Origin of the sequence: Enterobacter sp. ECC-175, assembly GCF_043968675.1 — a bacterium.
Lineage (GTDB): Bacteria > Pseudomonadota > Gammaproteobacteria > Enterobacterales > Enterobacteriaceae > Enterobacter.
In genome coordinates, this window is record NZ_CP143776.1 from 3,223,482 (window position 1) to 3,249,688 (window position 26,207).

Below are 26,207 nucleotides of genomic sequence, written 5' to 3' on the forward strand. Positions count from 1 at the left end.
TTTAACAAGGAATTTCTATGGCACGCATTATTGTTGTGACTTCGGGTAAAGGAGGCGTTGGCAAGACCACCTCCAGCGCGGCCATCGCTACAGGTTTGGCCCAGAAGGGAAAGAAAACGGTCGTTATCGATTTTGATATCGGCTTACGTAACCTGGACCTGATCATGGGCTGTGAGCGCCGCGTCGTCTATGACTTCGTTAACGTCATTCAGGGTGATGCCACGCTCAACCAGGCGCTGATTAAAGACAAGCGCACCGAGAACCTCTATATCCTTCCCGCTTCTCAGACGCGTGATAAAGACGCGCTGACACGTGAAGGCGTGGAAAAGGTCCTTGAAGAGCTGAAAAAGATGGAGTTCGACTTTGTGGTCTGCGACTCCCCTGCCGGTATCGAAACCGGTGCCCTGATGGCGCTGTACTTCGCCGATGAAGCGATTATCACCACCAACCCTGAAGTCTCCTCTGTACGTGACTCAGACCGTATTCTGGGCATTCTGGCCTCGAAGTCCCGCCGTGCGGAAAATGGCCAGGAACCGATTAAAGAGCACCTGCTGCTGACCCGCTACAACCCGGGCCGCGTAAACAAAGGTGACATGCTGAGCATGGAAGACGTGCTGGAGATCCTGCGCATTAAGCTGGTCGGCGTGATCCCGGAAGATCAGTCCGTACTGCGCGCCTCTAACCAGGGCGAGCCCGTGATCCTGGATACCATGGCAGACGCGGGTAAAGCGTATGCGGATACCGTTGACCGTCTGCTGGGAGAAGAACGTCCTTTCCGCTTCATTGAAGAAGAGAAGAAAGGTTTCCTCAAACGCCTGTTCGGAGGATAAGTTATGGCATTACTGGACTTTTTTCTCTCGCGGAAAAAAAGCACCGCCAACATCGCAAAAGAACGTCTGCAAATCATCGTTGCGGAGCGTCGCCGCAGCGACGCCGAGCCGCACTACCTGCCGCAGCTGCGTAAGGACATTCTGGAAGTGATCTGTAAATACGTGCAGATTGACCCGGAAATGGTCACCGTACAGCTTGAGCAGAAAGACGGGGATATTTCGATTCTGGAGCTGAACGTGACGCTGCCGGAAGCGGAAGAGTCGCGTTAATCCGTCTGTGATTTCGTAGCCCCGGTAGGCGCAGCGCCACCGGGGGAATATGCCGGGCACAGCGCCCGGCACATTTTTTAGCGTGGATACCCTTCCAGCAGCGTATTCAGGCGATCGGCCATCAATTCACCCCGCCATCCCGCCACCATCTCCGGCAGCCCGCTCTGCGGCTTCAGCTTCCAGTGCCAGTTCAGCAGCTGGTTAATCTGACGACGCGAGGCCAGCAGCTCCGCGCTCAGCTTGCTTTCCGTTGCCACCGCCTGTACCAGCGCTTTAATGTCCTTAAACGCCTTGCGATAGCCCGGCATATCCATCAGGTTCAGCAGTGGCTCCGGCAGGTCTTCATCCGCCGTTTGCTGCGCCTGCGCCACCAGCGCCAGCAGCGTTTTCCCGTGGAAGCGAATTTCGCTCCCGGAAAGACCGATGCTGTCCAGCTCGCCCAGACTGGTTGGCATATAGCGAGCAACCGCCCACAGATGTTCTTCACGAACAACGAAGTTCACGGCCAGGTCGCGCTCGCGCGCTTTGCGCAGGCGCCAGTCTGCCAGCAGCTGAAGGCAGGCGAGCTGGCGGGTGCGCAGCTGCCACGCGTTGCTGATGTCGCGCCACGCTTGTTTTGGGTCAACCACTTCCTGTCGACGCTGCTGCGTCATGCGGCACTCGTCCAGCGCCGCATCCAGCCAGCCGGAGGCTTCCGCTTCTTTCATTAGCTGTCCGGCAATCGGCAGGAGGTAGAAAACGTCTGCCGCCGCGTATTCAAGCTGACGCTCGGTCAGCGGACGGGCCAGCCAGTCGGTACGGGATTCGCTTTTATCCAGCGCCACCCCCGTGTACTCCTCTACCATCGCCGCAAAGCCCCAGGAGAGCGGGCGATTGCTGAAGGCCGCGAGGATCTGCGTATCGATAAGCGGCTGCGGCATAATGCCAAAGGTATTCAGGAACACTTCCAGATCTTCACTGCCTGCGTGCAGGTATTTGGTCACGGCAGTATCGAGCAGCAGATCGCGCATCGGTGACCAGTCGGTAATGCCGAGCGGATCGATCAGCGACACATGCTTTCCGTCATACATCTGGATCAGGCCCAGCTGCGGGTAGTAGGTGCGCGTGCGAACAAACTCGGTATCTAGTGCGATGGCAGGAAAGTCGCGCGTCACTTCGCACAGCGAAGCCAGCTCGTCGTTAGTGGTGATAATCTGGTAATTCAAAACGGATTCTCTTTTGTTTGCGCCCATAAAAAACGCCGGCATAACCGGCGTCTGGGCGATTAGCGTGAAGCTCAGTCCTTATTGTCCACTTTGGCACGGGCTTCGTCACGTAATTCTCGTCGTAATATCTTCCCGACGTTCGATTTCGGCAGTTCATCCCGGAACTCAACCAGCTTAGGTACTTTATATCCCGTAAGCTGGCGGCGGCAAAACGTGACAAGCTCCTCTTCGGTGAGGGCGGCATCTTTCTTCACCACAAAAATCTTCACCGCCTCTCCGCTGCTGCTGGACGGCACGCCAACGGCGGCCACTTCCTGAACGCCGTGGTGCTGCATCACGACGTCTTCGATTTCGTTTGGATAAACGTTAAACCCGGAGACGAGGATCATATCCTTTTTACGATCGACGATGCGCAGGAAGCCTTCGTCATCCATCACCGCGATATCCCCGGTGTGGAGCCAGCCGTCCTTAATGATCTCATCCGTAGCGTCCGGCCGCTGCCAGTAGCCGAGCATGACCTGCGGCCCCTTCACGCACAGCTCCCCCGGCTCACCCGGCGCAACTTCATTATCGTCATCGTCCACCAGCTTCGCTTCGGTAGAGGGCACGGGCAGGCCGATGCTGCCGCTGTGGTAGTCGATATCGTGAGGATTAACGCTGACCAGCGGCGCGCACTCCGTCAGGCCGTAGCCTTCCAGCAGATACTGTCCGGTGAGCTTCACCCAGCGCTCGGCGACCGCCTGCTGAACCGGCATGCCGCCGCCTGCGGAGAGGTGCAGCGTCGAGAAATCGAGCTGCTGGAACTCTTTGTTGTTAAGCAGCGCATTGAACAGGGTATTCACCCCGGTCATGGCGGTGAACGGGTATTTCGCCAGCTCTTTCACCAGGCCTGGAATATCGCGCGGGTTGGTGATCAGCACGTTCTGGCCGCCCAGCTCGATAAACAGCAGGCAGTTCATGGTGAGCGCAAAAATGTGGTACAGCGGCAGCGCCGTGATCACCAGCTCTTTGCCCGGGTGCAGCAGCGGCCCGTAGGTCGCATTCACCTGCTCAAGGTTCGCCAGCATGTTGCGGTGCGTGAGCATCGCGCCTTTCGCAACCCCCGTCGTCCCACCGGTGTATTGCAGGAACGCGAGGTCTTCAGCCACGACGTCCGGTTTGACATACTGCATTCGATAGCCCGCGTGCAGCGCGCGGCGGAAGGAGATCGCATCCGGCAGATGATACTTTGGCACCAGGCGCTTCACGTATTTCACGACGAAGTTGACCAGCGTCCCCTTGGCCGTTGAAAGCTGGTCACCCATGCGCGTCAGGATAACGTGCTTAATCGGCGTGTTTTCGACGACTTTTTCCAGCGTGTGGGCAAAGTTCGACACAATCACAATGGCGGCGGCACCGCTGTCGTTGAGCTGATGCTCCAGCTCGCGCGGGGTGTAGAGCGGGTTGACGTTAACGACGATCATCCCGGCGCGCAGGATACCGAACAGCGCCACCGGGTACTGCAGCAGGTTCGGCATCATCAGCGCGACGCGATCCCCTTTTTGCAGCCCCAGACCTTCCTGTAAATAGGCGGCAAACGCCCGGCTGCGCTCTTCCAGCTTGCGGAAGGTCATGACCTCGCCCATGTTCACAAACGCGGGCTGGTCGGCGTAGCGCCGCACCGAGTGTTCAAATAACTCAACCAGGGATTGATAACGGTCAGGATTGATCTCCGCAGGGACATCCGCGGGATAACGGTTAAGCCAAACCTTTTTCAATGCATCACCTCTGAAATGAGTGTTCGTCGTCATCACAACCCCGATAATAAACAGTTCGTTAACATTATATTAACTCAGCGTACCAGTTTATTAATTGTTCGGATTTAAGGTTGCGAAGCGCGTCACTCTTTTTTTTCGTTTTATCCGTAAAAAAACAGAGACAGCGGCCGAGCCGCTGCCTCTTTCCTAGTAATAACAGTAAGTTACTCAGTTACAATTGTCTGGACCTGCGCCGGGCCTGGGTTATACCAGCCCCAGCCCGGGTAGCCATAGCGGTACGGGTGCGGGCCCCACATCCACGGATCGATTGGCTGCGGCGGCATCACGACCTGCTGAACAATCCGCCAGCGCTTGTACCCGTTCACCTGCATAGTCATAAATTTATACGGCGTATTGCCGATTTTCCCCTGCGCCGTTCCGGTAATGGGGCCGACAACCGTCACCAGCTGTCCGCGGAAATCGACCGGATCGAGGAACCCGCCGACGTCAGCGTAAATTCGTCCGCGCGAAGGCTCGCCTAACGCTGGCCGCGCGCCGCTGTCCAGCGGCACCGTGGCGATTTCAAGGCGGGTTTTGCCCTGCTGATTGATAACATTGACAACCTTGCCGCCGAAACGCGCCTCCTGCCCAACGTACAGCTCGGGGGCATTCATCACGCGAACCAGATCCTGCTGTGGCGTCGGGCTGCTGCCCTTAATCGCATCAGGAACGGTGACGCAACCGCTCAGCGTTATGGCAAACGCGCCTGCCATCAATAGACTTACAACGTTAGTTTGAACCGTCATGGTGCGACTCCTTTTTCTCAGTTCCTGTTACTGAGATTCACTCGCGGCCCGGAAGTTTCTTCCACGCAACGGTGTTTCGCAAATAAACTGGTTCAGCCTGTTCCACGGCGACGGTTTTTCCTGCCGCCAGCTGCTGGCAGGCAATCGGGAGCATGTCTTCCGCCGCGGGCAGAAGCATTTGGCCATCCACGAGCGTAAGCCCCGCGTCGTTTGCCATCTCCGGCCACGCCGCCCAGCCCGTTCCTACCGTTGCCCATTCGCCGGAGAGCTGCTTCAGGCGTTCGGTCACCGCTTCCGGCTTGAGCACCGCTTCAGTCTCTTCGCCGTGCCAGACGCCCTGCTCGTCGCGGACGTACTCGGCCCAGTAGACTTCGCCCATGCGCGCGTCGATGGCCGCCAGCACGCGGGACGCGCCTGTCATACGCCATGCGCCCTGCGCCATCGTAGCCAGCGTGGAGACGCCGATCATCGGCAGATTTGCGCCCAGCGCCAGGCCCTGCGCAATGCCAATGCCAATGCGCACGCCGGTAAAGCTTCCCGGGCCGCGGCCATAGGCCAGCGCGTCAAGCCCGGTCAGGCTGGCGTTTCCTTCGGTGAGGATCTGTTTTACCAATGGCAGGATCCGCTGGGTGTGTTCGCGCGGGCACTCTTCAAAGTGCGCGCAGATAGCGCCGTCGTTCCACAGGGCGACGGAACAGGCTTCCGTCGCGGTATCGATAGCCAGAATTCGCATCAGTTGTCGCGCTCTCGCAATAGTCAGTCACAAAATGGCGCGCATAGTAGCACAGTTACGCGCAAATTACTCCGCCGTTGGGTTCGCCAGGAAGCGGACCGCGCGTTTAATATCCCGCGTGCGGGGCGCGGGCGGCAGGCTCGCGAGGAAGGTTGCGCCGTAGGGGCGCATCACCAGACGGTTATCGCAAATCACCAGCACGCCGCGATCGGTGACGTCGCGGATAAGACGCCCTACACCCTGCTTGAGGGTAATGACCGCATCGGGAAGCTGGACCTCATCAAACGGATCGCCTCCGCGCAGGCGGCAGTCTTCCATGCGCGCCTTCAGCAGCGGATCGTCCGGGGACGTGAACGGCAGCTTATCGATGATCACCAGCGAAAGGGTATCGCCGCGCACGTCCACCCCTTCCCAGAAGCTGCTGGTCGCCACCAGAAGCGCGTTACCGGCGGAGACAAACTGCTCAAGCAGCTGGCCTTTGCTGGTTTCTCCCTGCAGAAGAACGGGAAGCGTCATGGTGGCGCGGAACTGCTCGGCCAGGTCGCGCATCATGGCGTGAGAGGTGCAGAGCATAAAGCAGCGGCCGTTGTTGGCCTCGATCATCGGCCTGAGCATCGCCGCCAGATGGCGCGCCGCCCCCGGCTGGTTAGGTAAAGGAAGATTACGCGGTACGCAGAGCAGCGCCTGCTTTTCATAATCAAACGGGCTTGGCAGCAGAAGCGACTCCGCCTGCTCAATGCCCAGACGTTCGGTAAAGTGATGAAGATCGTCGTTAACCGAGAGCGTCGCGGAGGTAAATATCCAGCTCCCCGGCTTTTGCGCCATCACCTCTTGGAATTTATCCGCCACGGTCAGCGGCGTCAGCGCCAGCGTGAAGTGGCGGGAGGTGCATTCATACCAGTAGCTGTATCCCGGCTGGCCGATCTCTTTCAGCCTTTTCAGCCGCGCGCGATAGAGCGTCGCGCGTTCAAAGGCCGCATCCAGCAGGGCCGAACGCCCGAGCGACAGCTTCGCCACGTCGTAACAGAGTTCAAGGGCATCGTCGAGGAGCAGCAGCGCGCGCTGGATGTTTTTGTCCGCCAGCAGCTCGCGCAGGTTGCCCCGGTAGCCCGGCTCGCCGAGCTGCAGGCGGAAGTCCTGTGCGCTTTGCGCCAGGCGGTCTGCACACTTTTGCAGCTGCTGGGTGTCTTTGAGTTCCGTGCGGTAGGCAATGGTGAAATCTTTCGCCAGGTCCTGAAGCTGACGGCTGGAGAGCGACTGGCCAAAATACTGGCTGGCGATATCGGGCAACTGGTGCGCTTCATCGAATATCATGACGTCCGCTTCCGGGATAAGCTCGCCAAAGCCGCTGTCTTTGACCACCATGTCGGCGAGGAAGAGATGGTGGTTAACCACCACCACGTCCGCGTCCATCGCGGTTTTACGGGCTTTCACCACAAAGCAATCTTTATACAGCGGGCAGTCGCTGCCGAGGCAGTTATCGTTAGTGCTCGTGACCAGCGGCCAGGCGGGTGAATCTTCCGGCACGCTGGCGCAGGTGCTGATATCACCCTCTTCGGTCTGGTTCGCCCATGCGCGCAGCACGATCACGTCGCTCAGGGTTTGTACGGGCAGGTCGCCGCCGGCCAGCGCCTGCTGTTCAAGGCGCTCGAGGCAAAGATAGTTAGAGCGCCCTTTCAGTAGCGCCAGACGGCCTTTGTACTTCAGCGCCTTCGCGACCGTAGGCAGGTCGCGGCTGTAGAGCTGGTCCTGCAGCGCTTTCGACCCGGTCGAGATGATGACTTTTTTCTTCGCCCGCAGCGCAGGCGCGAGATAGGCGTAGGTTTTCCCCGTGCCGGTACCGGCCTCAACCACCAGCGGTTGTGCCTTGTCGATGGCGTGCGCAACGGCATGCGCCATCTGCCGCTGAGGTTCACGCGGCTTAAAGCCGGGAATCGCCTGTGCTAACTGGCCTTCGGGGGAAAAATCGTCTGCCACGGTGCTCTCTCACTGTATTTTTGCACAGGGATTATGTCAGCCCATCCTCTCCTGTGCCAGCCCAAATAGTGACGACGCGACAACAATATGGCAGTCTTGCCGCCTGAATACGCAAAATAACGAGGAAACGTTTATGACAATTGTGCGCATTGATGCCGAGGCACGCTGGTCTGATGTGGTAATTCATAATCAGACGCTGTACTACACCGGCGTACCGGCCAATCTCGACGCCGACGCCTTCGAGCAGACGGCCAATACGCTGGCGCAAATTGACGCCGTGCTGGAAAAACAGGGCAGCGATAAATCCCGCATTCTGGATGCCACGATTTTCCTGGCGAATAAAGAGGATTTCGCGGCAATGAACAAAGCCTGGGATGCATGGGTCGTCGCGGGCCACGCGCCTGTACGCTGCACCGTACAGGCCACGCTGATGAAGCCGGAATATAAAGTTGAGATTAAGATTATCGCGGCGGTCTAGGCCCGATTACTCTTCATCCTCATCTTCAAAACGCGCCACGATCCGCTCGCCGGTATGGGTGGCGCGAAGCTCTTCCGCCACCTGGGAAATCGCCTGCCCGCTGCTCATCCCCTGGGACATCAGTTCCTGGATACGTTCAACCGCTTTCTGCTGTTGGTCATGACTGAGGGAAGGTAAACCTGCAAACATCGTCAACTCCTGCTAAATTATTCGCGCTAATTATTTCACGCTGCCCGGTAGTATGCCACACATGAACATGCGCTTCCCCACTGTTATTACCTTGCCCTGGCGCGCTGACGCCGCCGAGTTCTGGTTTGCCCGTCTGAGCCATCTGCCGTATGCAATGCTGCTGCACTCCGGCCATGCGGATCACCCCTACAGCCGCTTCGACATTCTTGTCGCCGACCCGGTTAGCACGCTGATCACTCAAGGAGACGTTACGCAGACCGCGCGCGGCCCGTCGACGGACGATCCGCTGACGCTCCTTCAGCAGGCCGTTGACGCGCTGAACCTGTCCGCCGCACCACATCCCGATCGGCCGTTCCAGGGCGGCGCGCTGGGGCTGTTTGGCTACGATCTGGGGCGGCGCTTTGAAACGCTGCCCCAGAACGCGGAAAGCGACATGTCGCTGCCGGACATGGCCGTCGGCCTGTACGACTGGGCGCTGATTGTTGACCATCAAAAGCAGGCCGTTACGCTCCTGAGCCATAAGGACGTCGAGGCCCGGCTAGCCTGGCTTGAGGCGCAACAACCCGCCGGGCGCGATGCCTTTACGCTCACCTCATCATGGCGCTCAAACATGAGCGAGCAGGAGTATGCAGATAAATTCAGCCGCGTGCAGAGCTACCTGCAAAGCGGCGATTGCTATCAGGTGAATCTCGCGCAGCGCTTCGAAGCCACCTACGCAGGCGACGAGTGGCAGGCATTTACGCAGCTTAATGACAGCAACCGCGCGCCGTTCAGCGCCTTTATTCGCCTGGAGCAAGGCGCGATTCTGAGCGTATCGCCGGAGCGTTTTATTCATCTGGCTGAGGGCACCATCCAGACGCGCCCGATCAAAGGCACGCTCCCGCGCCTGAGCGATCCCGCCGCTGACCGCATGCAGGCTGAAAGGCTGGCCGCCTCGCCGAAGGACCGCGCCGAAAACCTGATGATTGTCGATCTGATGCGAAACGACATTGGCCGCGTGGCCGAGCCGGGAAGCGTTGCCGTGCCCGAGCTGTTCGTCGTCGAGCCCTTCCCTGCCGTTCACCACCTGGTCAGCACCATTACCGCACGGCTGCCCGCGTCTCGCTCCGCCTGCGACCTGCTGCGCGCCGCGTTTCCGGGCGGCTCCATCACCGGCGCGCCCAAGGTGCGGGCGATGGAAATTATTGACGAGCTGGAGCCGCATCGGCGCAACGCCTGGTGCGGCAGCATTGGCTATGTGAGCCTTTGCGGCACGCTGGATACCAGCATCACGATTCGCACGGTCACCGCAAGCCAGGGCAAACTTTACTGTTCGGCGGGGGGCGGCATCGTCGCCGATAGCGAAGTTGGGGCTGAATATCAGGAAACCTTTGATAAAGTTAACCGTATCCTGAAGCAACTGGAGAATTGACGGGTGGAGAAAGAGAATCTGACGCTGGATGATTTTTTATCGCGCTTTCAGCTATTGCGTCCGCAGGTCAGCCGGGAAACGCTCAACCATCGTCAGGCCGCGGTGCTGATCCCCGTCGTGCGCCGCGATCGGCCCGGACTGCTGCTCACGCAGCGCGCGCCGCATATGCGTAAACACGCCGGGCAGGTCGCTTTTCCCGGCGGCGCGGTCGACAGCACGGACGCCTCGCTAATCGCCGCGGCGCTGCGCGAGGCGCAGGAAGAGGTCGCCATTCCTCCTGAAGCCGTGGAGGTGATTGGCGTACTTCCGCCGGTCGACAGCGTGACAGGTTTTCAGGTTACCCCCGTGGTCGGCGTTATTCCGCCCGATCTTCAATACCATGCCAGCGTCGACGAGGTGTCCGCGGTGTTCGAAATGCCGCTGGAAGAAGCCCTTCGACTTGGCCGTTATCACCCCCTTGATATTCAGCGCCGGGGGCACGATCACCGGGTGTGGCTGTCGTGGTATCAGCATTATTTTGTCTGGGGCATGACGGCAGGCATCATTCGTGAGCTGGCGCTGCAAATCGGCCTGAAACCTTGACTATACTTTACATTCACTAATTTGACGTAAGTTTGCGAGGCGCCTCTCAACATTAGTAAATTGGGGGTTACTCATTAGTTTAATTCATGTGAATAGTTAAGCCGACGCTGACGTTCCCTCATACACTATGCGCAGTTAAAACATCGTTACCGGGAAGTCTGGTAACCCTGTCAGGAGTGTGAAAGTGATTAGTATATTCGACATGTTCAAAGTGGGAATTGGTCCTTCTTCTTCCCATACCGTAGGGCCGATGAAGGCCGGTAAACAGTTCGTCGATGATCTGGTCGAAAAAGGATTACTGGAAAGCGTTACCCGTGTCGCCGTGGATGTCTACGGCTCGCTGTCATTAACGGGTAAAGGCCACCACACCGATATCGCCATTATTATGGGTCTGGCAGGCAATATGCCGGACACGGTTGACATTGATGCCATTCCGGCATTTATTCGCGACGTTGAAACGCGCGGTCGCCTTCTGCTGGCAAACGGCCAGCACGAAGTGGACTTCCCGCAGGACGACGGCATGCGTTTTCGCAGCGACAACCTGCCGCTGCATGAAAACGGGATGACGATCCACGCGTTTAGCGGCGAAAAAGAAATTTACAGCAAAACGTACTACTCCATCGGCGGCGGTTTTATCGTTGATGAAGAGCATTTCGGCAAAGACAGCGTTGGCGACGTGAACGTGCCGTATCCGTTCAAATCCGCGACGGAAATGCTGGGCTACTGCAAAGAAACCGGCCTGTCGCTCTCCGGCATGGTAATGCAGAACGAGCTGGCGCTGCACAGTAAACAAGAGATCGAAGACTATTTCACGAACGTCTGGCAAACCATGCGCGCGTGCATCGATCGCGGGATGAATACCGAAGGCGTCCTGCCGGGGCCGTTGCGCGTGCCGCGTCGCGCCTCCGCCCTGCGCCGCATGCTGGTCACGACGGACAAGTTCTCTAACGATCCGATGAACGTGGTGGACTGGGTAAACATGTTTGCCCTGGCGGTCAACGAAGAGAACGCCGCGGGCGGGCGTGTGGTTACCGCGCCAACCAACGGCGCATGCGGCATCGTTCCGGCGGTGCTGGCGTACTACGATCACTTCATCGAACCCGTCACCCAGGATATCTTCATTCGCTATTTCCTCGTAGCGGGTGCGATCGGCGCGCTGTACAAAATGAACGCCTCGATCTCCGGCGCTGAAGTGGGCTGTCAGGGTGAGGTTGGCGTCGCGTGCTCCATGGCGGCGGCAGGGTTGGCCGAGCTGCTGGGCGCAAGCCCGGAACAGGTCTGCGTGGCTGCGGAAATCGGCATGGAACACAACCTTGGCTTAACCTGCGATCCGGTTGCGGGCCAGGTGCAGGTGCCGTGCATCGAGCGTAACGCCATCGCATCGGTAAAAGCGATCAACGCCTCGCGTATGGCCATGCGCCGTACCAGCGAGCCACGCGTCTCGCTGGATAAGGTCATTGAAACCATGTACGAAACCGGCAAAGACATGAACGCGAAGTACCGCGAGACGTCCCGCGGTGGCCTGGCAATCAAGGTGCAGTGCGACTAATACTCCCCTCGCCCATCTGCAAAAGATGGGCGAAATTTCTTCTTACATCTCGTCTCCTTAGGTTTTCCCCACTACACTCACTCTGTTACTTCCGGCTTTTGGGGCTGGTGGCCTGACGGGCGAGCGGTTATGCAAACTGCACAAACGATCATCAAAAAATATCGCCGAAAACGCGTCATCGTCTGCGTCGCGGTTGCGTTTCTTACGCTCATTCTGACGCTGGGTATTCGGTTTATTTCTCAGCGAAATATCAATCAGGACCGCATCCTCAACTTCACCAGCCATACCGTCCGCGCGCTCGACAATGTTTTAATCTCGCTAGAAAGCCGTCGCGACATGCTCCTGTCAATGGTGGGAGCCCCCTGCGACCAGGCCCATCTGATCCTGCGTAAGCAGGCCGCCATTCTTCAGACCGTGCGATCGATTGCGCTGATCAAGGACGGCATGCTGTATTGCTCCAGCGTATTCGGCAGCCGCAACGTTCCCGTGAGTGCGTTTCTTCCGCCCCAGGCCGTCAGCAAGCCGGCGCTGGTGCTGTCGACCGATCGGTGGCTGCTGGAGGGAAGCCCCATTCTAATTCAGTGGTATCCCGTTTCGCCTGACGGCGAAGACGGCGTGGTCGAGGTGGTGAATATCGATCTGATCTCGCGGATGATCCTTGAACCACAGCCGCCGCTCATTACCGATGCGGTTCTGCGCGTCGGAAACCAGTCGCTTCGCTATGGGCAGCAGGTTTCGGATGCCCTGGACATTGACAGCGGCGATACGCATTTCCAGCAGGCCTCTCCCCGCTTCCCCTTTAGCATCACCGTTAGCGGCCCCGGTCCGGGCGAAATGGCACTAAAAAACCTGCCGACCCAGCTACCGCTGGCGATGATGCTTAGCCTGCTGCTGGGCTATATCGCCTGGCTGGCGACGGCGCGCCGGATGAGCTTCACCTGGGAGATAAGCATGGGGCTTGCCGCGCGAGAGCTTGAGCTGTTTTGCCAGCCGCTTGTGGATGCCCGCACCCAGCAATGTATCGGCGTGGAGATCCTGCTGCGCTGGAACAATCCGCGCCAGGGATGGATCTCTCCGGACGTGTTTATCCCGCTGGCGGAGGAGCACAACCTGATTGTTCCCCTGACCCGCTACGTGATCGCCGAAACGGTTCGCCAGATTGGCGTCTTTCCCGCCTCCTCAAGCTTTCACATTGGCATTAACGTTGCCGCAAGCCATTTTCGCCGCGCGGTGCTTTTGCAGGATCTTAACCGCCTGTGGTTCAGCGCCGGCCCGTGCCAGCAGCTGACTATCGAGCTAACCGAGCGCGATGCGCTGCTTGACGTGGACTACCGCATCGTCCGCGAGCTGCATCGCAAAGGGGTTAAGCTGGCCATTGACGACTTTGGTACCGGAAGCAGCGCTCTCTCCTGGCTCGAAAAACTTCACCCGGACGTGCTGAAAATTGATAAATCGTTTACCGCCGCAATTGGCACCGATGCCGTAAATTCGACGGTGACGGACATTATTATTGCGCTGGGGCAGAGGCTGAATATTGAGCTGGTGGCTGAAGGGGTTGAAACCGAAGAGCAGTCGCGCTATTTGCGCCGCCACGGCGTACATACTCTGCAAGGTTATTTATACGCGCGGCCTATGCCGCTGCGCGAGTTTCCCAAGTGGCTGGCGGAGAGTTCTTCTCCGCCAGCACAGCATAATGGGCGCATCGTGCCCTTAATGCCGTTGCGCTAGTGAAGCTTATTCTTCTTCGTCATGCGCCGATTGCTCTTTAACAATTCGCACCATATCAACACGGTAGTCGTTAGCGTCGACAATGGTGATATGCAGCGGCGGCATTTCGATGACGTCACCCGTGCGCGGTATCTGACCATTCACGGCGATAACAAGCCCCGCCACGGTGGCAATGTCTTCTTCATCATTCACCACGTTTTCAACGCCCAGCGTATGCGAGAGCGCGTGCAGGTCGGTGGTGCCTTTCACCAGCCAGCCGTCACCGTCTGCGACGATCTCAGGCGTTTCATCGGCGTCCGGAAACTCACCGGCAATCGCTTCCAGCACGTCAAGCGGCGTGACCAGCCCCTGCACCACGCCAAACTCGTTGGTGACGATAACGAAACTGCCGCGCGCGCGGCGCAGCACGCCAAGCAGGTTGATCGGATCCAGCGTTTCAGGCACAACAATCGCAGGTGAGGCGGCTGCGATGGCTTCGACGTTCACACCCTCTTCCAGCGCGACCAGCATCTCTTTCGCGCGCACGACGCCGATAATTTCGTCCAGCTCGCCGCGGCACACCGGGAACAGGCTGTGCGGCGAAGAGAGCAGCTGCTGTCGGATCTCATCCACGCTCAGGCTGGCATCTACCCAGCTGATTTCACCTCGCGGGGTCATGATCCCTCGCAGCGAACGGGAGGCTAATGAGAGCACGCCGTTAATCATATAGCGCTCTTCTTCCACAAAAGCGCCTTCCGGCACCGGCACCGGGTTGCGATTCTCGTTATCAGACTGCACGTTCACCTGGCGACGGCCGCCCATCAGGCGCAGGATCGCGTCTGCGGTACGGGCCCGCAGCGGCTGATTCGACTGCTGCTTGATGAAGTTACGACGCGCAATCTGGTTAAACAGTTCGATCAGGATCGAGAAGCCAATCGCCGCGTACAGGTAGCCTTTTGGAATATGGAAGCCAAAACCTTCCGCAACCAGGCTCAGACCAATCATCAGCAGGAAGCTCAGGCAGAGCACCACTACCGTTGGATGTTCGTTGACAAAACGCGTCAGCGGCTTAGAGGCCAGCAGCATTACCGCCATGGCAATGACAACGGCGGCCATCATCACCGGGAGATGGTTAACCATGCCGACTGCGGTGATCACGGCATCCAGCGAGAAGACGGCATCAAGCACCACGATCTGCAGTACCACCACCCAGAAGCTGGCGTAGCCTTTTCCGTGCCCATCATCGTGCTGACGGTTCTCAAGCCGCTCATGTAGCTCCGTTGTCGCTTTGAAAAGCAGGAATATCCCCCCGACAAGCATGATCAAATCACGCCCGGAGAAGGTGTAATCCATGACGGAGAAAAGCGGTTTTGTCAGCGTGACCATCCACGAAATAACAGACAACAGGGCCAGTCGCATAACCAGCGCCAGCGAAAGGCCAATCAGGCGCGCTTTATCACGCTGCTTTGGCGGCAGTTTGTCTGCAAGGATGGCGATAAACACCAGGTTATCAATACCGAGAACGATTTCCAGGACAACCAGCGTGAGTAATCCCACCCAGATTGACGGGTCCATTAGAAATTCCATGACAAGCTCCTGCTAAAGGAATGACAAAACGGTGCCCTGCAAAACGTGGGCAAATCGAAGGCAAACGGCGTTGAAGCGTGGCGAGAATCGCCGGTGTAAGAGGCGCGGGATGGCCTGAAGGATGACTGACGTCGGTGACGGTCCATATAGTGGGCTGTAGCCCTATACTCCTGATCGATTAAACGGAGGCTAAACATATCAGAGAGAATAATCTTTTGGCAAAGATTTACTTTCCTTTGCAATAGATGGAAATGACTAATTTTTCGCCGCGTAATTTCTATGTTACGAAACCTAAATTACGGATCTTCATCACATAAATTATTTTTTCACTGTCTAAAATAAATCGCGGAAGTCTTCGTTAATTTTACCCTAACCCTTATCTGAATCGATTCGGTCAGCGAATACGATTCTCAGTACGACTGCCCGGCAGGCGTATTAATGATAATAAAAGGAGGTAGCAAGTGACCATTGCTATTGTCATAGGCACACATGGTTGGGCTGCAGAGCAGTTACTCAAAACGGCAGAAATGCTGTTGGGCGAGCAGGAAAACGTCGGCTGGATCGATTTCGTTCCAGGCGAAAACGCCGAGACGTTAATCGAAAAGTACAACGCTCAGCTCGAGAAGCTAGATACCAGTAAAGGCGTGCTGTTTCTCGTTGATACGTGGGGCGGCAGCCCGTTTAATGCCGCCAGCCGCATCGTCGTCGATAAAGAGCACTATGAAGTCGTCGCCGGGGTAAACATCCCAATGCTGGTGGAAACCTTCATGGCGCGAGACGACAACCCGAGCTTCGATGAGCTGGTGACGTTGGCAGTTGAAACCGGCCGCGAAGGCGTGAAAGCGCTGAAAGCCCAGCCGGTTGAGAAGCCCGCCCCGGCTGCGGCTGCGCCGAAAGCCGCAGCGCCGGCAAAACCGATGGGCCCGAACGATTACATGGTTATCGGCCTTGCGCGTATCGATGACCGTCTGATCCACGGCCAGGTGGCGACGCGCTGGACCAAGGAGACAAACGTTAAGCGCATTATCGTGGTCAGCGACGAAGTTGCCGCCGACACCGTGCGTAAAACCCTTCTGACCCAGGTTGCTCCTCCGGGCGTGACCGCGCACGTGGTGGACGTCGACAAGATGATCCGCGTCTATAACAACCCGAAATACGCGGGCGAGCGCGTGATGCTCCTGTTCACGAACCCGACAGACGTCGAGCGCATTGTTGAAGGCGGCGTGAAAATCACCTCCGTTAACATCGGTGGTATGGCTTTCCGTCAGGGCAAAACGCAGGTCAACAACGCCATTTCAGTTGATGCGAAGGATATCGAGGCATTCAACAAGCTGAATGCGCGCGGTATCGAGCTGGAAGCCCGTAAGGTTTCCACCGATCAGAAGCTGAAAATGATGGACTTGATCGGCAAAGTGGGGAAATAAGCCCGCGCCGGTTTTTCACATAAAGATAATGTAATAGGAGAAGTACAATGGAGATTACCACTCTTCAGATTGTGCTGGTGTTCGTCGTCGCATGTATTGCGGGTATGGAATCCGTACTTGATGAATTTCAGTTCCACCGTCCGCTGGTGGCCTGTACGCTGATCGGTGCCGTTCTCGGTGATATGAAAACCGGTATCATCATCGGTGGTACCCTGGAAATGATCGCCCTCGGCTGGATGAACATCGGTGCGGCGGTTGCGCCCGATGCGGCTCTGGCATCCATTATTTCTACCGTTCTGGTTATCGCCGGGCATCAAAGTATCGGTGCAGGCATCGCGCTGGCCATCCCTCTGGCCGCTGCGGGCCAGGTGCTGACCATCATCGTTCGTACTATCACCGTGGCCTTCCAGCACGCGGCAGATAAAGCGGCGGATAATGGCAACCTGACGGCGCTCTCATGGCTTCACGTCTCGTCCCTGTTCCTGCAGGCGATGCGTATCGCGATCCCAGCGGTTATCGTTGCTATCTCCGTCGGTACGAGCGAAGTGCAGAGCATGCTGAACGCCATTCCAGAAGTGGTGACCGGCGGCCTGAACATCGCGGGCGGTATGATCGTCGTCGTAGGTTACGCGATGGTTATCAACATGATGCGCGCAGGCTACCTGATGCCGTTCTTCTACCTCGGCTTCGTTACCGCCGCTTTCACCAACTTCAACCTGGTTGCGCTGGGTGTGATTGGTGCGGTCATGGCGATTCTCTACATCCAGCTTAGCCCGAAATATAACCGCGTAGCGGGTGCTCCGGCGCAGGCTGCTGGTAATAACGATCTCGATAACGAACTGGACTAGCAGGTGAGCGACATGGTTGATATGACAAAAACTACCACTGAGAAAAAACTCACTCCGGGTGATATTCGTGGCGTGTTCATCCGTTCTAACCTGTTTCAGGGTTCATGGAACTTCGAACGTATGCAGGCGCTGGGCTTCTGTTTCTCCATGGTGCCGGCGATTAAACGCCTGTATCCGGAAAACAACGAAGCGCGTCGTCAGGCGATTAAGCGTCACCTGGAATTTTTCAACACCCATCCTTATGTCGCCGCGCCGGTACTGGGCGTTACCCTGGCGATGGAAGAGCAGCGCGCAAACGGCGCCGAGATTGACGACGGTGCGATCAACGGTATCAAAGTCGGTTTGATGGGCCCGCTGGCGGGCGTAGGTGACCCAATCTTCTGGGGTACGGTTCGTCCGGTATTTGCGGCACTAGGTGCGGGTATCGCGATGAGCGGAAGCCTGCTTGGCCCGCTGCTGTTCTTCATTCTGTTCAACGCCGTGCGCCTGCTGACCCGCTACTACGGCGTGGCTTACGGCTATCGCAAAGGCGTGGACATCGTTAAGGACATGGGCGGCGGCTTCCTGCAGAAACTGACCGAGGGGGCGTCAATCCTCGGCCTGTTTGTCATGGGGGCGCTGGTTAACAAGTGGACGCACGTGAACATTCCGCTGGTGGTATCAACGATCACCGGACAGGACGGTCAAACCCGTGTGACCACCGTGCAGACGATTCTGGACCAGCTGATGCCTGGCCTGGTTCCGCTGCTGTTGACCTTCGCCTGTATGTGGCTGCTGCGTAAGAAAGTTAACCCGCTGTGGATCATCGTTGGCTTCTTCGTCATCGGTATCGCGGGCTACGCTGTCGGCCTGCTCGGTCTGTAAGAACGTGTTATAAGCCGGGGGCTTGCCCCCGGCTTTTTTTCGGAGGATGAATGACTGTCACGGACATCGTACTGGTTTTGTTTATTGCCGCCCTTCTGGCTTTCGCCATCTATGATGAATTCATCATGCCGCGCCGCCGCGGCGAAACCCTGCTCTCCCTTCCCCTTCTCCGCCGCAGCCGCGTCGATGGTTTTATCTTCGCCGGCCTGGTCGTCATTTTAATTTACAATAACGTCACCGCGCACGGTGCAATATTAACCACATGGTTATTATGTGCGCTGGCATTAATGGCCGTTTATCTCTTTTGGATACGTACACCTAAAATCATTTTCAAAAGCAGCGGCTTTTTCTTCGCCAACGCGTGGATAGAATATGGCCGAATTAAAGAGATGAACTTATCTGAAGACGGCGTGCTGGTGATGCAATTAGAACAGCGCCGCCTGCTTGTGCGCGTTAAGAATATTGACGATCTCGAAAAAATATACAAATTACTTCTTAAAACTCAATAGTTTAAAAATCATAGCAATGGCTATATATTGCGGTGTTCGCACATAGAAAATATAGCCAAAGCTATAACGCTTGCCTTAATTCACTTATATTTATTAACGATACCTTCACTCATTTTTCTAAATGAAAATCGTTATCAATTAATCAGATAAAATAAACCACTCTGTTTATTGTTTTATATTCTCAAATTATGTTAAGGTTGCGCCCGTCGTTGGGGAGTAGCCGATTTCCTGTTCGCAGGAAATGTACGTGTCAACATACTCGTTGAAAAACGTGGCACGTACGGATCGCTTTCAGCACGCTTAGCGTGCGGTGCGATCAGGCGAGACCATAGATACATCAACTGCTGTTTACTGGGGGCAGTGGTGTGTCATATGGATATCTCCCGGTCTGGACGCTGTTATGAATATCTCCGCTACAATTCTTCTCGCTTTCGGCATGTCTATGGACGCGTTTGCTGTCTCCATCAGTAAGGGCGCCACGCTCCACAAACCAAAATTTTCAGAAGCGCTGCGCACCGGCCTGATTTTCGGCGCGATCGAAGCGATTACTCCGCTGATCGGCTGGGGGCTTGGCATGCTCGCCAGCCAGTTCGTGCTCGAGTGGAGCCACTGGATCGCGTTTATTCTGCTGGTCTTCCTTGGCGGTCGAATGATGATCGAGGGTTTTCGCGGGAACGGCGGTGAAGACGAGGAGCCGCAGCACCGACACGGCTTCTGGCTGCTGGTCACGACGGCGATTGCGACCAGCCTTGACGCCATGGCCGTCGGTGTTGGGCTGGCGTTCCTTCAGGTCAATATTATTGCAACCGCGCTGGCTATCGGCTGCGCTACGCTGATTATGTCGACGCTGGGTATGATGGTCGGCCGCTTTATTGGCCCGCTGCTGGGCAAGCGAGCCGAAATTCTGGGGGGTATCGTATTAATCGGTATTGGTGCCCAAATCCTCTGGGCGCACTTCGCCGGTTAACCCTCGCGCTGCCAGCAGTGGATGCTGAAGTCCGTCTGGCAGCGAAACGCCGTCTGCTTCGCTAACGTTTCCCATACCTCCGGCTTTGCCCGCCAGGCAAACGGCGTCATTTGCAGCAAAGCGACGGCTTCATCCCCCGTCAGGCACATTTCATAAGCAACCGTTTTTTCCTGCTTCAGCACAAAGCCTGCCAGCATCTCGGAATGCGGCGCGTGAAGGCGCACTTCATCGTATATAAGACCCTTTAGCTCCATCAGATGACGCGGGCCCGGCGTGACGGTGATGACCCTTCCTCCGGGTTTTACCACCCGCGCGAGCTCTTCTGCCTTACAGGGTGCATAGATGCGGACCACGGCCTCCATGCTGCCATCCTCAAACGGCAGGCGGTGGCTGGACGCTACGCAGAAGGTCGCCGATGAATAGCGCTTTGCCGCCGCGCGGATAGCCACCTTCGAGACATCCAGCCCGTAGGTCTGCGCGCCCTTCTCCCCTGCAACCGACGCAAAGGCATTGGTGTAGTAGCCCTCACCGCAGCCGATATCCAGCAGCGCGCCCGTGCCCGGCCTGAACATTTCTGCCAGCAGCTGCGAAACGCGCTCTCTCAGGGGCAAATAGTGCCCGGCATCCAGAAACGCACGGCGCGCCTGCATCATCTCAGCGCTGTCACCCGGGTCGCGCGAGCGCTTGTGCTGAACCGGAAGAAGATTCACGTACCCTTCCTTTGCCATATCAAACTGATGTCCTTCAGGACAGGTAAAGCTTTTCTCCGCGCGCGTTAGACGGGCATGGCAAAGAGGACAGCTGAAAGACATGAATACTCCGGGACGTGATGTAAAGGGCGAAAGTGTAACGCTATTCGCCCGGGTTATAAACGGCTGGATTAACGCATGACGATCAGGTGGTCAGAATCTGCCGGAAGGCCGTCCGGTTTGACGTTTTCCAGACGCAGCACGTTGCCCATAATCTCACTGAACACCGGCGCGGAAACGGCTCCGCCGTAATAAGCTCCGTTCTGCGGATCGTTAATCACCACCACCAGCGCAAAGCGCGGATTGCTTGCTGGCGCCACGCCTGCGGTATAGGCAACGTATTTGTCGACATATTTTCCATTCTCATCGATTTTCTTCGCCGTGCCGGTTTTCACCGCCACGCGGTAATCCCGCACCGCGGCTTTTACCCCGCCGCCTCCCGGCAGCGCGACGCTTTCCATCATGTGTTCCACCTCATGGGCTATCTCCTCCGACATCACCCGTTGCCCAATGACCGGCGGATCGATGCGGGTGATCGATAAGGGCCGAGAGAGCCCGTAGCTGCCGATAGTCGCGTAAACGTGCGCCAGCTGCAGCGGCGTCACCATCAGGCCATAGCCAAACGCAAACGTCGCGCGGTCGAGCTGGCCCCAGTATTTACGCTGCGGCAGCAGACCGGCGCTTTCTCCGGTCAAGCCCAGCCCGGTGCTGGTCCCAAAGCCAAAGTTTTTGTAGGTTTCAAGCAGGCGCTGAATGGGCATCGCCAGGGATAGCCGGGAAACGCCCGTGTCGCTGGATTTTTGCAGAATGCCGGTCATCGTAAGTTCGGGGTAATAGCCAACGTCGCGAATGCGGTGGCCATCAAGCGTGTAGGGTCGGGTATCGATTACGCTGTCCGGCTGCACCAGCCCCTGCTGAAGCGCGGTCATCAGCACCAGCGGTTTGACCGTTGATCCCGGCTCGAAGGTATCGCTGATCGCCCGGTTGCGAAAGTCATTCAGCGTCGACCCTTCCCGGTTATTGGGGTTAAAGTCCGGAAAGCTCGCCATCGCCAGAATCTCGCCGGTCTGAATGTTAATGAGCACCGACGCCCCGGACTCGGCCTTGTTCCACGCTACCGCGTTATCCAGCGCGTCTTCAGTGATGGTTTGCAGACGCTCGTCAATGCTCAGCTGGATGTTATGTGCGGGCACGGCAGGCACCTCCGTCAGATTTTCGACCACGTGGCCGTAGCGATCCTTCCTCACCTGCCTGACGCCCGGTTTGCCCGTGAGCTGCGCGTTAAAGCTTTTTTCTATTCCCTCAATTCCCTGCCCGTCGATGTTGGTGAAGCCAATCAGATTCGCCGCCACGTGGCCGGCGGGATAAAAACGGCGCGACTCGTCGCGCAGGCTGATGCCCGGCAAACGAAGCTTATCGATCCACTGCGCCTGTGACGGATCGACCTGGCGCGCAAGATAAATAAATCGCCCCTGAGGGTTACTGTTAATGCGCGAAGCCAGCGTGCCGAGGGAAAGATGCAGCGCATTTGCCAGCGCCTGCCAGCGGTCGTCATAGCCGACGCCCCCCTTTGCCAGCACGGTTTTGGGATCGGCCCAGACGGCCCTGACGGGGACGCTCACGGCAAGAGGTCGCCCTTCACGGTCAACGATCATTCCGCGCGGGGCATCAATCGGCACTTCGCGCAGCGAACGCATATCTTCCTGCTTCACCAGGTTATCGGGTTTGACGATCTGCAGCCAGGCAACGCGGCCCAGAAGAAAGGCCAGACTACAAAAAATGGCAAAACAAAGTAGCGCAAAGCGCACCGGCGTGAAGCTTCCGGTGTTTAACATCGTTTTCTTTTTCACCTGAACCTCAGGACTGTTTATCAACGCCCTGATTTAACGAGAAAAACCTTATGGAAGGAGGGAGGGTAATGCTAATACCTTCGCATATTTGCAACAAGGTGCGAATGAGGCAGGCTTTCGACATACTTTGAAAGATACAGCGCTAAAAAAGCCCCGCTTAAGCGAGGCTTTATGTCTGAGATTGAAGCGCTTACGCCCTTCAGTCAGCAGCGATTCGATCAGATAGCAGTTACGTTAACTGCAGCAGGGCCTTTCTGGCCGTCCTGAATTTCGAACTCTACGTTCTGGCCTTCAGCCAGAGTTTTGAAGCCGTTACCCTGGATTGCAGAGAAGTGTACGAACACGTCTTTGCTGCCGTCAGCAGGAGTAATGAAGCCAAAACCTTTAGATTCGTTGAACCACTTAACTTGACCTTTAATCTTTGCCATTTTGCAAAATTCCTTAGAGTGTTTTCTTAGCCCGCAGGCATTAACTGAGATAAAACTGAGACATTACTGCATGAGGCACTAATATAAGGTTCGGCAGAGAAGCGGTATTCAACGACAACGTGTTTACTCAGGACTTCTTTACTGAAAATGCCACACATAAACAGAACTGTACCTCGTTTGACCCAAAACGTGTTATCACATACAACGTTTAATATGGCAAGCCATTTTTAAACGTGTCTCGATCCGCCGCACAAATTCTGGCACTCTCCCGTGCTGCTTTGCGCATTTATGCGCTAAGAATTGGGCACGCTGCCAGCCCTGACCGCCTAACCGCTGCATTCGCAACCGCTGTAATCTAAGACTTTTTTACCATAGCTCAATCATTTCAAACCGTCCAGGCGAAATGGAAACTTTCTTTAATGCTCTGCCTGAGTTAGAACAAATTGTGAAAAGTTATGCAGGAAACGGTACAACGCCAAGAAAGTGCGTCTATGTAAGCCACGCGTTTTAAACACGCGTAAGCTGTATTAAAAAGCAACAGTTAATAACAGGTGTTATGCACTAAAATAATGAAACTTTTATGACTTTGCCTCAAAAAAAGGCAAGCAAAACGTTTCGATAAAAATAAACGTTATGTTGAAGTTTTCAAATACAGAATATATGCAAAGTGCATTTCTTTTTTACAAGGATAAATATTCACCAATTTTCAGTGATCTAAAAGAGGGATTAACCGGAGCTAAATCATTTAGCGCCTGCGCGAGCTCATGAACCGGCTCATCGAGCGATTCATCCCCCAGCTCAAACACGCCCCAGTGGATGGGAAATGCCAGCGGCTGGCCTAAAGCGGTCCAGAGATCGACGGCGCTCTGCGGGTCCATATGGTGGATGGACATGAACCATCGCGGTGCATATGCACCAATAGGCAGCGCGGCGGCGTCTATCTTTCCCAGCCGCTCGGGGATCGTCAGCAGCTCCGGGGAGTATCCCGTGTCGCCGCTAAACCAAAAGCGTCGCTGACGCCCCTCAAACACCCAGCCGCACCACAGGGAACGATTGCGATCCCACAGGGTTCGCATACTCCAGTGCTGTGCCGGGACGGCGGTAAAGGTCATTCCCCGCCACGTTATGCTCTGCCACCAGTCGAGCTCAACGATGTTTCGTGCGCCGCGCCGACGAAACCATTCCCCCAGGCCAAGCGGGATAAACACGGTAAGGGCTGGAAAACGCCTGAGGAGACAGCGCACCGTCGCGGTATCAAGATGATCGTAATGATTATGGGAAATGACCAGCGCATCCAGATGGGGCAGGCGTTCAGGAGTGATACAGGGTGGCGTTTTGCGCCGGGGCCCCATAAACGGCAAAGGAGACGCGCGTTGGGAGAGAACCGGATCGGTCAGGATAGTGTTGCCGTCCATTCGCAGCAGCACGCTGGCATGGCCAAGCCACCATGCTCCATCTTCAGCGAAGTTATTAAGCGCGGCGGGCTGCCACCAGCGCTTGAGAAATGCGTCGTATCCCAGCGAGGGGGGCTTTGGCAAACCGGTGGCTTTACGCGCTTTGCGCCACCGTTCAACGTCGCCTGGCTGATGCCCGACAGACGCCGTGTTGCGAAAACCCTCTTCAGTATGGTGCTTCAGAGAGGCGTCGTACCAGGGATTTTTCCAGACCACGGCCACCTCCTGCAAATCACCGGTTAGCGCTCCGCCACCAGGCGAATAAAATCGTCTTCATCTTCCCGACCGCCCGCTACGGCCGCGTTAGCATCAGCCTTCTCTTCCGGCTCGTTCGCTTCGCACAGACGGCGCAGCAGCGCAGTCTGACGCTTTTGCTGATCGAGCAGCGCTTCCAGCAGTTCAATGTGTTCATTCGTACGGGAGCTGGCGCGGTTAACGAAAAACCACAGGATTAGCCCAACGACCAGAACAACGAACGACACCACCAGGGAAGCCATACCCAGCAGCCCCGAATTGATTAACTCACCCATTTTACCACCTCATAAAAACGGCTAGTTTACCACTGGCGGGAAGGAAGGAAATCACCTGGCAGAAAAATGCTAACTACCAGGGAATAAACTGGTTAATTGCACAAACGCCGCTAAAAAATTGTACGTCCTGATCGCACATCACGTTGATTGTTTGCGTCCACAGCAGCACGCATGCAATCAATACAATAATCAGAACCACCCAGCGTATTTTTTTCACTCCACACTCCGTTTTATGACCCGATGCGACCAGGTTAACACGGCCACCTTAAACAGAAACTAACCGTAAGCCAACAGGCTCATTTCAGAATCATGCACTTGTTTCCCCCGCCAAACGCTTTACGCTTACTGTATGAAAACAACGATAAAAGAGGCAATGATGCGTTTAATCATTCGTACTGTTATAGCGGTCGCTATTTTATGGATTGGCCTGCTGTTAACGGGCTATGGCGTGCTTGTGGGGAGCACCGAAAATGCGGCAGGCTTAGGCATTCAGTGCAGGTATTTAACCGCTCAGGGCATGAGCACCGCACAGTACATCCATTCGGACAGCGGCATCATCGGGATGACCCACTGCCCGGTCCTGCGTAAATCATCCGTCGTGATTGATAACGGCTAATTCTGCCTGCCGGACGCATAAAAAACGCCGCAAAACATGCGGCGTTTTTATTTTTGTGTAAGGTTTAGAACGGATAGTCGTTATAGCCCATCTGCTCAGAAATTTTGCGCGCGGCAGTGTGCAGCATAGCAACGTACTCGTGCAAACGTTCTTCCGAGAAGCGCAGCGTCGGGAATGAGATGCTCAGGCCAGCAATCACCACGCCAAACCGGTCGAATACCGGTACGCCGATACAGCGCAGCCCTTCTTCCTGCTCTTCGTTATCTTCGCCATAGCCCTGCTCACGCACTTTATCGAGCACCGTTAATAGTTCGTCAGTGGTCGTGATGGTGCGCTCGGTGCTGCGCTTATAATCAACGCCCCCAAGGATCTGCTTCACTTCTTCACGATCGCGCCACGCCAGCAGCACTTTACCAATCGCGGTGCTGTACAGCGGGTTGCGGCGACCAATGCGTGAATACATGCGCAGGTTGTACATGGAGTCGATTTTGTGGATGTAGACAATGCTGTCTTCGTCCAGCGCCCCCAGGTGAATAGTCTCTTTGGTCAGGCGAGATAGCTCACGCATCTGGATATCTGCGCTGCGGACCAGATCCACGTTCTGCAACGCACGAGCGCCTAACTCAAAGAGCTTAAGCGTGAGGGAATACTTTTCTGACTCCCCTTCCTGAGCGACATAGCCTAACGACTTCATGGTTTGCAAAAAGCGATAAACGGTGCTTTTCGACATCATCACACGCTGTGATAACTCTGTAATACCAATTTCACGCTCTTCTCCAAGCGCCTGTAAGATGCCAAACACCTTCAGCACGGAAGAAACAGAATCTGGCTGCTTATCCAAATCTGCAATTGCCATTTATCACCTCATGGAGAGTGTTTTATAAAAATCAGAACGATTTTTTATTATA

At 56.3% G+C, this 26,207-nt stretch carries 27 protein-coding genes, 1 pseudogene and 1 riboswitch; of the genes and pseudogenes, 13 read left to right on the plus strand and 15 right to left on the minus strand.

The genetic code is table 11. The features are described 5' to 3' along the window. Positions 1–17: 17 nt before the first annotated feature. Positions 18–830 (plus strand): septum site-determining protein MinD, encoded by an 813-nt coding sequence (gene minD, locus V1599_RS15350; protein ID WP_112012473.1) that lies wholly within the window; start codon positions 18–20, stop codon positions 828–830. A 3-nt stretch (positions 831–833) separates the two neighbouring features. After that, on the plus strand, positions 834–1,100 hold the full coding sequence (gene minE / locus V1599_RS15355; protein WP_003859937.1) for a cell division topological specificity factor MinE: 267 nt from the start codon (positions 834–836) through the stop codon (positions 1,098–1,100). A 77-nt stretch (positions 1,101–1,177) separates the two neighbouring features. Here minE and rnd read toward each other — a convergent pair whose 3' ends face one another. The 5 genes from rnd to V1599_RS15380 form a co-directional block, all read right to left on the minus strand. Next, the gene (gene rnd, locus V1599_RS15360) at positions 1,178–2,305 is read right to left on the minus strand and encodes a ribonuclease D (protein ID WP_395300363.1); all 1,128 of its coding nucleotides are present in this window, start codon (positions 2,303–2,305) and stop codon (positions 1,178–1,180) included. 71 nt (positions 2,306–2,376) lie between these two features. Next, positions 2,377–4,062 carry a long-chain-fatty-acid--CoA ligase FadD gene (gene fadD, locus V1599_RS15365; protein WP_395300364.1) on the minus strand — a complete coding sequence of 562 codons (1,686 nt, stop codon included), beginning with the start codon at positions 4,060–4,062 and terminating at the stop codon, positions 2,377–2,379. Positions 4,063–4,265: 203 nt separating this feature from the next. Beyond that, positions 4,266–4,847, minus strand: a complete 582-nt coding sequence (locus V1599_RS15370) for a Slp/YeaY family lipoprotein (protein ID WP_395300365.1) — start codon at positions 4,845–4,847, stop codon at positions 4,266–4,268. 37 nt (positions 4,848–4,884) lie between these two features. Beyond that, entirely contained in the window at positions 4,885–5,580 is a 696-nt protein-coding gene (gene tsaB, locus V1599_RS15375) for a tRNA (adenosine(37)-N6)-threonylcarbamoyltransferase complex dimerization subunit type 1 TsaB (RefSeq protein WP_112012470.1), read from the minus strand. A 66-nt stretch (positions 5,581–5,646) separates the two neighbouring features. Continuing rightward, positions 5,647–7,557 carry an ATP-dependent DNA helicase gene (locus tag V1599_RS15380; protein ID WP_395300366.1) on the minus strand — a complete coding sequence of 637 codons (1,911 nt, stop codon included), beginning with the start codon at positions 7,555–7,557 and terminating at the stop codon, positions 5,647–5,649. Between the two features lie 133 nt (positions 7,558–7,690). On the opposite strand from V1599_RS15380, the gene V1599_RS15385 reads away from it, so the two are divergent. Beyond that, on the plus strand, positions 7,691–8,035 hold the full coding sequence (locus V1599_RS15385; protein ID WP_023312193.1) for a RidA family protein: 345 nt from the start codon (positions 7,691–7,693) through the stop codon (positions 8,033–8,035). A gap of 6 nt (positions 8,036–8,041) precedes the next feature. On the opposite strand, the gene V1599_RS15390 is transcribed toward V1599_RS15385, so the two are convergent. Further along, on the minus strand, positions 8,042–8,224 hold the full coding sequence (locus V1599_RS15390) for a YoaH family protein (protein ID WP_003859925.1): 183 nt from the start codon (positions 8,222–8,224) through the stop codon (positions 8,042–8,044). Between the two features lie 61 nt (positions 8,225–8,285). Here V1599_RS15390 and pabB point away from each other — a divergent pair, with 61 nt between their 5' ends. From pabB to V1599_RS15410, 4 genes are all read left to right on the plus strand, one after another. Beyond that, the gene (pabB, locus tag V1599_RS15395) at positions 8,286–9,635 is read left to right on the plus strand and encodes an aminodeoxychorismate synthase component 1 (protein ID WP_395301584.1); all 1,350 of its coding nucleotides are present in this window, start codon (positions 8,286–8,288) and stop codon (positions 9,633–9,635) included. Between the two features lie 3 nt (positions 9,636–9,638). Further along, positions 9,639–10,217 carry a CoA pyrophosphatase gene (locus V1599_RS15400; protein WP_112012467.1) on the plus strand — a complete coding sequence of 193 codons (579 nt, stop codon included), beginning with the start codon at positions 9,639–9,641 and terminating at the stop codon, positions 10,215–10,217. 184 nt (positions 10,218–10,401) lie between these two features. Then, positions 10,402–11,766, plus strand: a complete 1,365-nt coding sequence (gene sdaA / locus V1599_RS15405; RefSeq protein WP_395300367.1) for an L-serine ammonia-lyase — start codon at positions 10,402–10,404, stop codon at positions 11,764–11,766. Between the two features lie 129 nt (positions 11,767–11,895). Further along, positions 11,896–13,494 (plus strand): EAL domain-containing protein, encoded by a 1,599-nt coding sequence (locus tag V1599_RS15410; protein WP_395300368.1) that lies wholly within the window; start codon positions 11,896–11,898, stop codon positions 13,492–13,494. Positions 13,495–13,500: 6 nt separating this feature from the next. Here V1599_RS15410 and yoaE read toward each other — a convergent pair whose 3' ends face one another. Next, positions 13,501–15,060 (minus strand): CNNM family cation transport protein YoaE, encoded by a 1,560-nt coding sequence (gene yoaE / locus V1599_RS15415; RefSeq protein ID WP_112012464.1) that lies wholly within the window; start codon positions 15,058–15,060, stop codon positions 13,501–13,503. Between the two features lie 461 nt (positions 15,061–15,521). On the opposite strand from yoaE, the gene manX reads away from it, so the two are divergent. From manX to mntP, 5 genes are all read left to right on the plus strand, one after another. Further along, entirely contained in the window at positions 15,522–16,484 is a 963-nt protein-coding gene (gene manX, locus V1599_RS15420; RefSeq protein ID WP_395300369.1) for a PTS mannose transporter subunit IIAB, read from the plus strand. A 47-nt stretch (positions 16,485–16,531) separates the two neighbouring features. Next, a complete protein-coding gene (gene manY, locus V1599_RS15425) occupies positions 16,532–17,332 on the plus strand; it encodes a PTS mannose transporter subunit IIC (protein WP_112012461.1) in 801 nt (266 codons plus the stop codon). Positions 17,333–17,344: 12 nt separating this feature from the next. Beyond that, a complete protein-coding gene (locus V1599_RS15430) occupies positions 17,345–18,196 on the plus strand; it encodes a PTS mannose transporter subunit IID (protein WP_006810994.1) in 852 nt (283 codons plus the stop codon). Between the two features lie 50 nt (positions 18,197–18,246). Next, the gene (locus V1599_RS15435) at positions 18,247–18,705 is read left to right on the plus strand and encodes a DUF986 family protein (RefSeq protein WP_112012460.1); all 459 of its coding nucleotides are present in this window, start codon (positions 18,247–18,249) and stop codon (positions 18,703–18,705) included. 199 nt (positions 18,706–18,904) lie between these two features. After that, a riboswitch (yybP-ykoY riboswitch) is annotated at positions 18,905–19,095 on the plus strand. A gap of 10 nt (positions 19,096–19,105) precedes the next feature. Continuing rightward, entirely contained in the window at positions 19,106–19,672 is a 567-nt protein-coding gene (mntP, locus tag V1599_RS15440) for a manganese efflux pump MntP (RefSeq protein ID WP_297120439.1), read from the plus strand. Here mntP and rlmA read toward each other — a convergent pair. From rlmA to mgrB, 7 genes and pseudogenes are all read right to left on the minus strand, one after another. Next, positions 19,669–20,484 carry a 23S rRNA (guanine(745)-N(1))-methyltransferase gene (gene rlmA / locus V1599_RS15445; protein ID WP_297120436.1) on the minus strand — a complete coding sequence of 272 codons (816 nt, stop codon included), beginning with the start codon at positions 20,482–20,484 and terminating at the stop codon, positions 19,669–19,671. The two genes, mntP and rlmA, sit on opposite strands and share 4 nt — an antisense overlap. A gap of 68 nt (positions 20,485–20,552) precedes the next feature. After that, positions 20,553–22,256 carry a peptidoglycan glycosyltransferase FtsI gene (ftsI, locus tag V1599_RS15450; protein WP_395301585.1) on the minus strand — a complete coding sequence of 568 codons (1,704 nt, stop codon included), beginning with the start codon at positions 22,254–22,256 and terminating at the stop codon, positions 20,553–20,555. Positions 22,257–22,489: 233 nt separating this feature from the next. Beyond that, positions 22,490–22,699, minus strand: coding sequence for a transcription antiterminator/RNA stability regulator CspE (gene cspE / locus V1599_RS15455; protein WP_001062678.1), 210 nt, complete (start codon positions 22,697–22,699; stop codon positions 22,490–22,492). A 13-nt stretch (positions 22,700–22,712) separates the two neighbouring features. Continuing rightward, positions 22,713–22,857 (minus strand): annotated as a pseudogene (locus tag V1599_RS15460) (DUF2627 domain-containing protein). A 522-nt stretch (positions 22,858–23,379) separates the two neighbouring features. Continuing rightward, on the minus strand, positions 23,380–24,369 hold the full coding sequence (locus V1599_RS15465) for an MBL fold metallo-hydrolase (protein ID WP_395300370.1): 990 nt from the start codon (positions 24,367–24,369) through the stop codon (positions 23,380–23,382). Positions 24,370–24,392: 23 nt separating this feature from the next. Continuing rightward, positions 24,393–24,683 (minus strand): YebO family protein, encoded by a 291-nt coding sequence (locus V1599_RS15470; protein WP_112012455.1) that lies wholly within the window; start codon positions 24,681–24,683, stop codon positions 24,393–24,395. 73 nt (positions 24,684–24,756) lie between these two features. Continuing rightward, positions 24,757–24,900 carry a PhoP/PhoQ regulator MgrB gene (gene mgrB / locus V1599_RS15475; protein WP_112012454.1) on the minus strand — a complete coding sequence of 48 codons (144 nt, stop codon included), beginning with the start codon at positions 24,898–24,900 and terminating at the stop codon, positions 24,757–24,759. 159 nt (positions 24,901–25,059) lie between these two features. On the opposite strand from mgrB, the gene V1599_RS15480 reads away from it, so the two are divergent. Beyond that, entirely contained in the window at positions 25,060–25,299 is a 240-nt protein-coding gene (locus V1599_RS15480; protein ID WP_112012453.1) for a YobH family protein, read from the plus strand. A 64-nt stretch (positions 25,300–25,363) separates the two neighbouring features. Here V1599_RS15480 and kdgR read toward each other — a convergent pair whose 3' ends face one another. Next, a complete protein-coding gene (kdgR, locus tag V1599_RS15485; RefSeq protein ID WP_112012452.1) occupies positions 25,364–26,155 on the minus strand; it encodes a DNA-binding transcriptional regulator KdgR in 792 nt (263 codons plus the stop codon). Between the last annotated feature and the right edge of the window lie 52 nt (positions 26,156–26,207).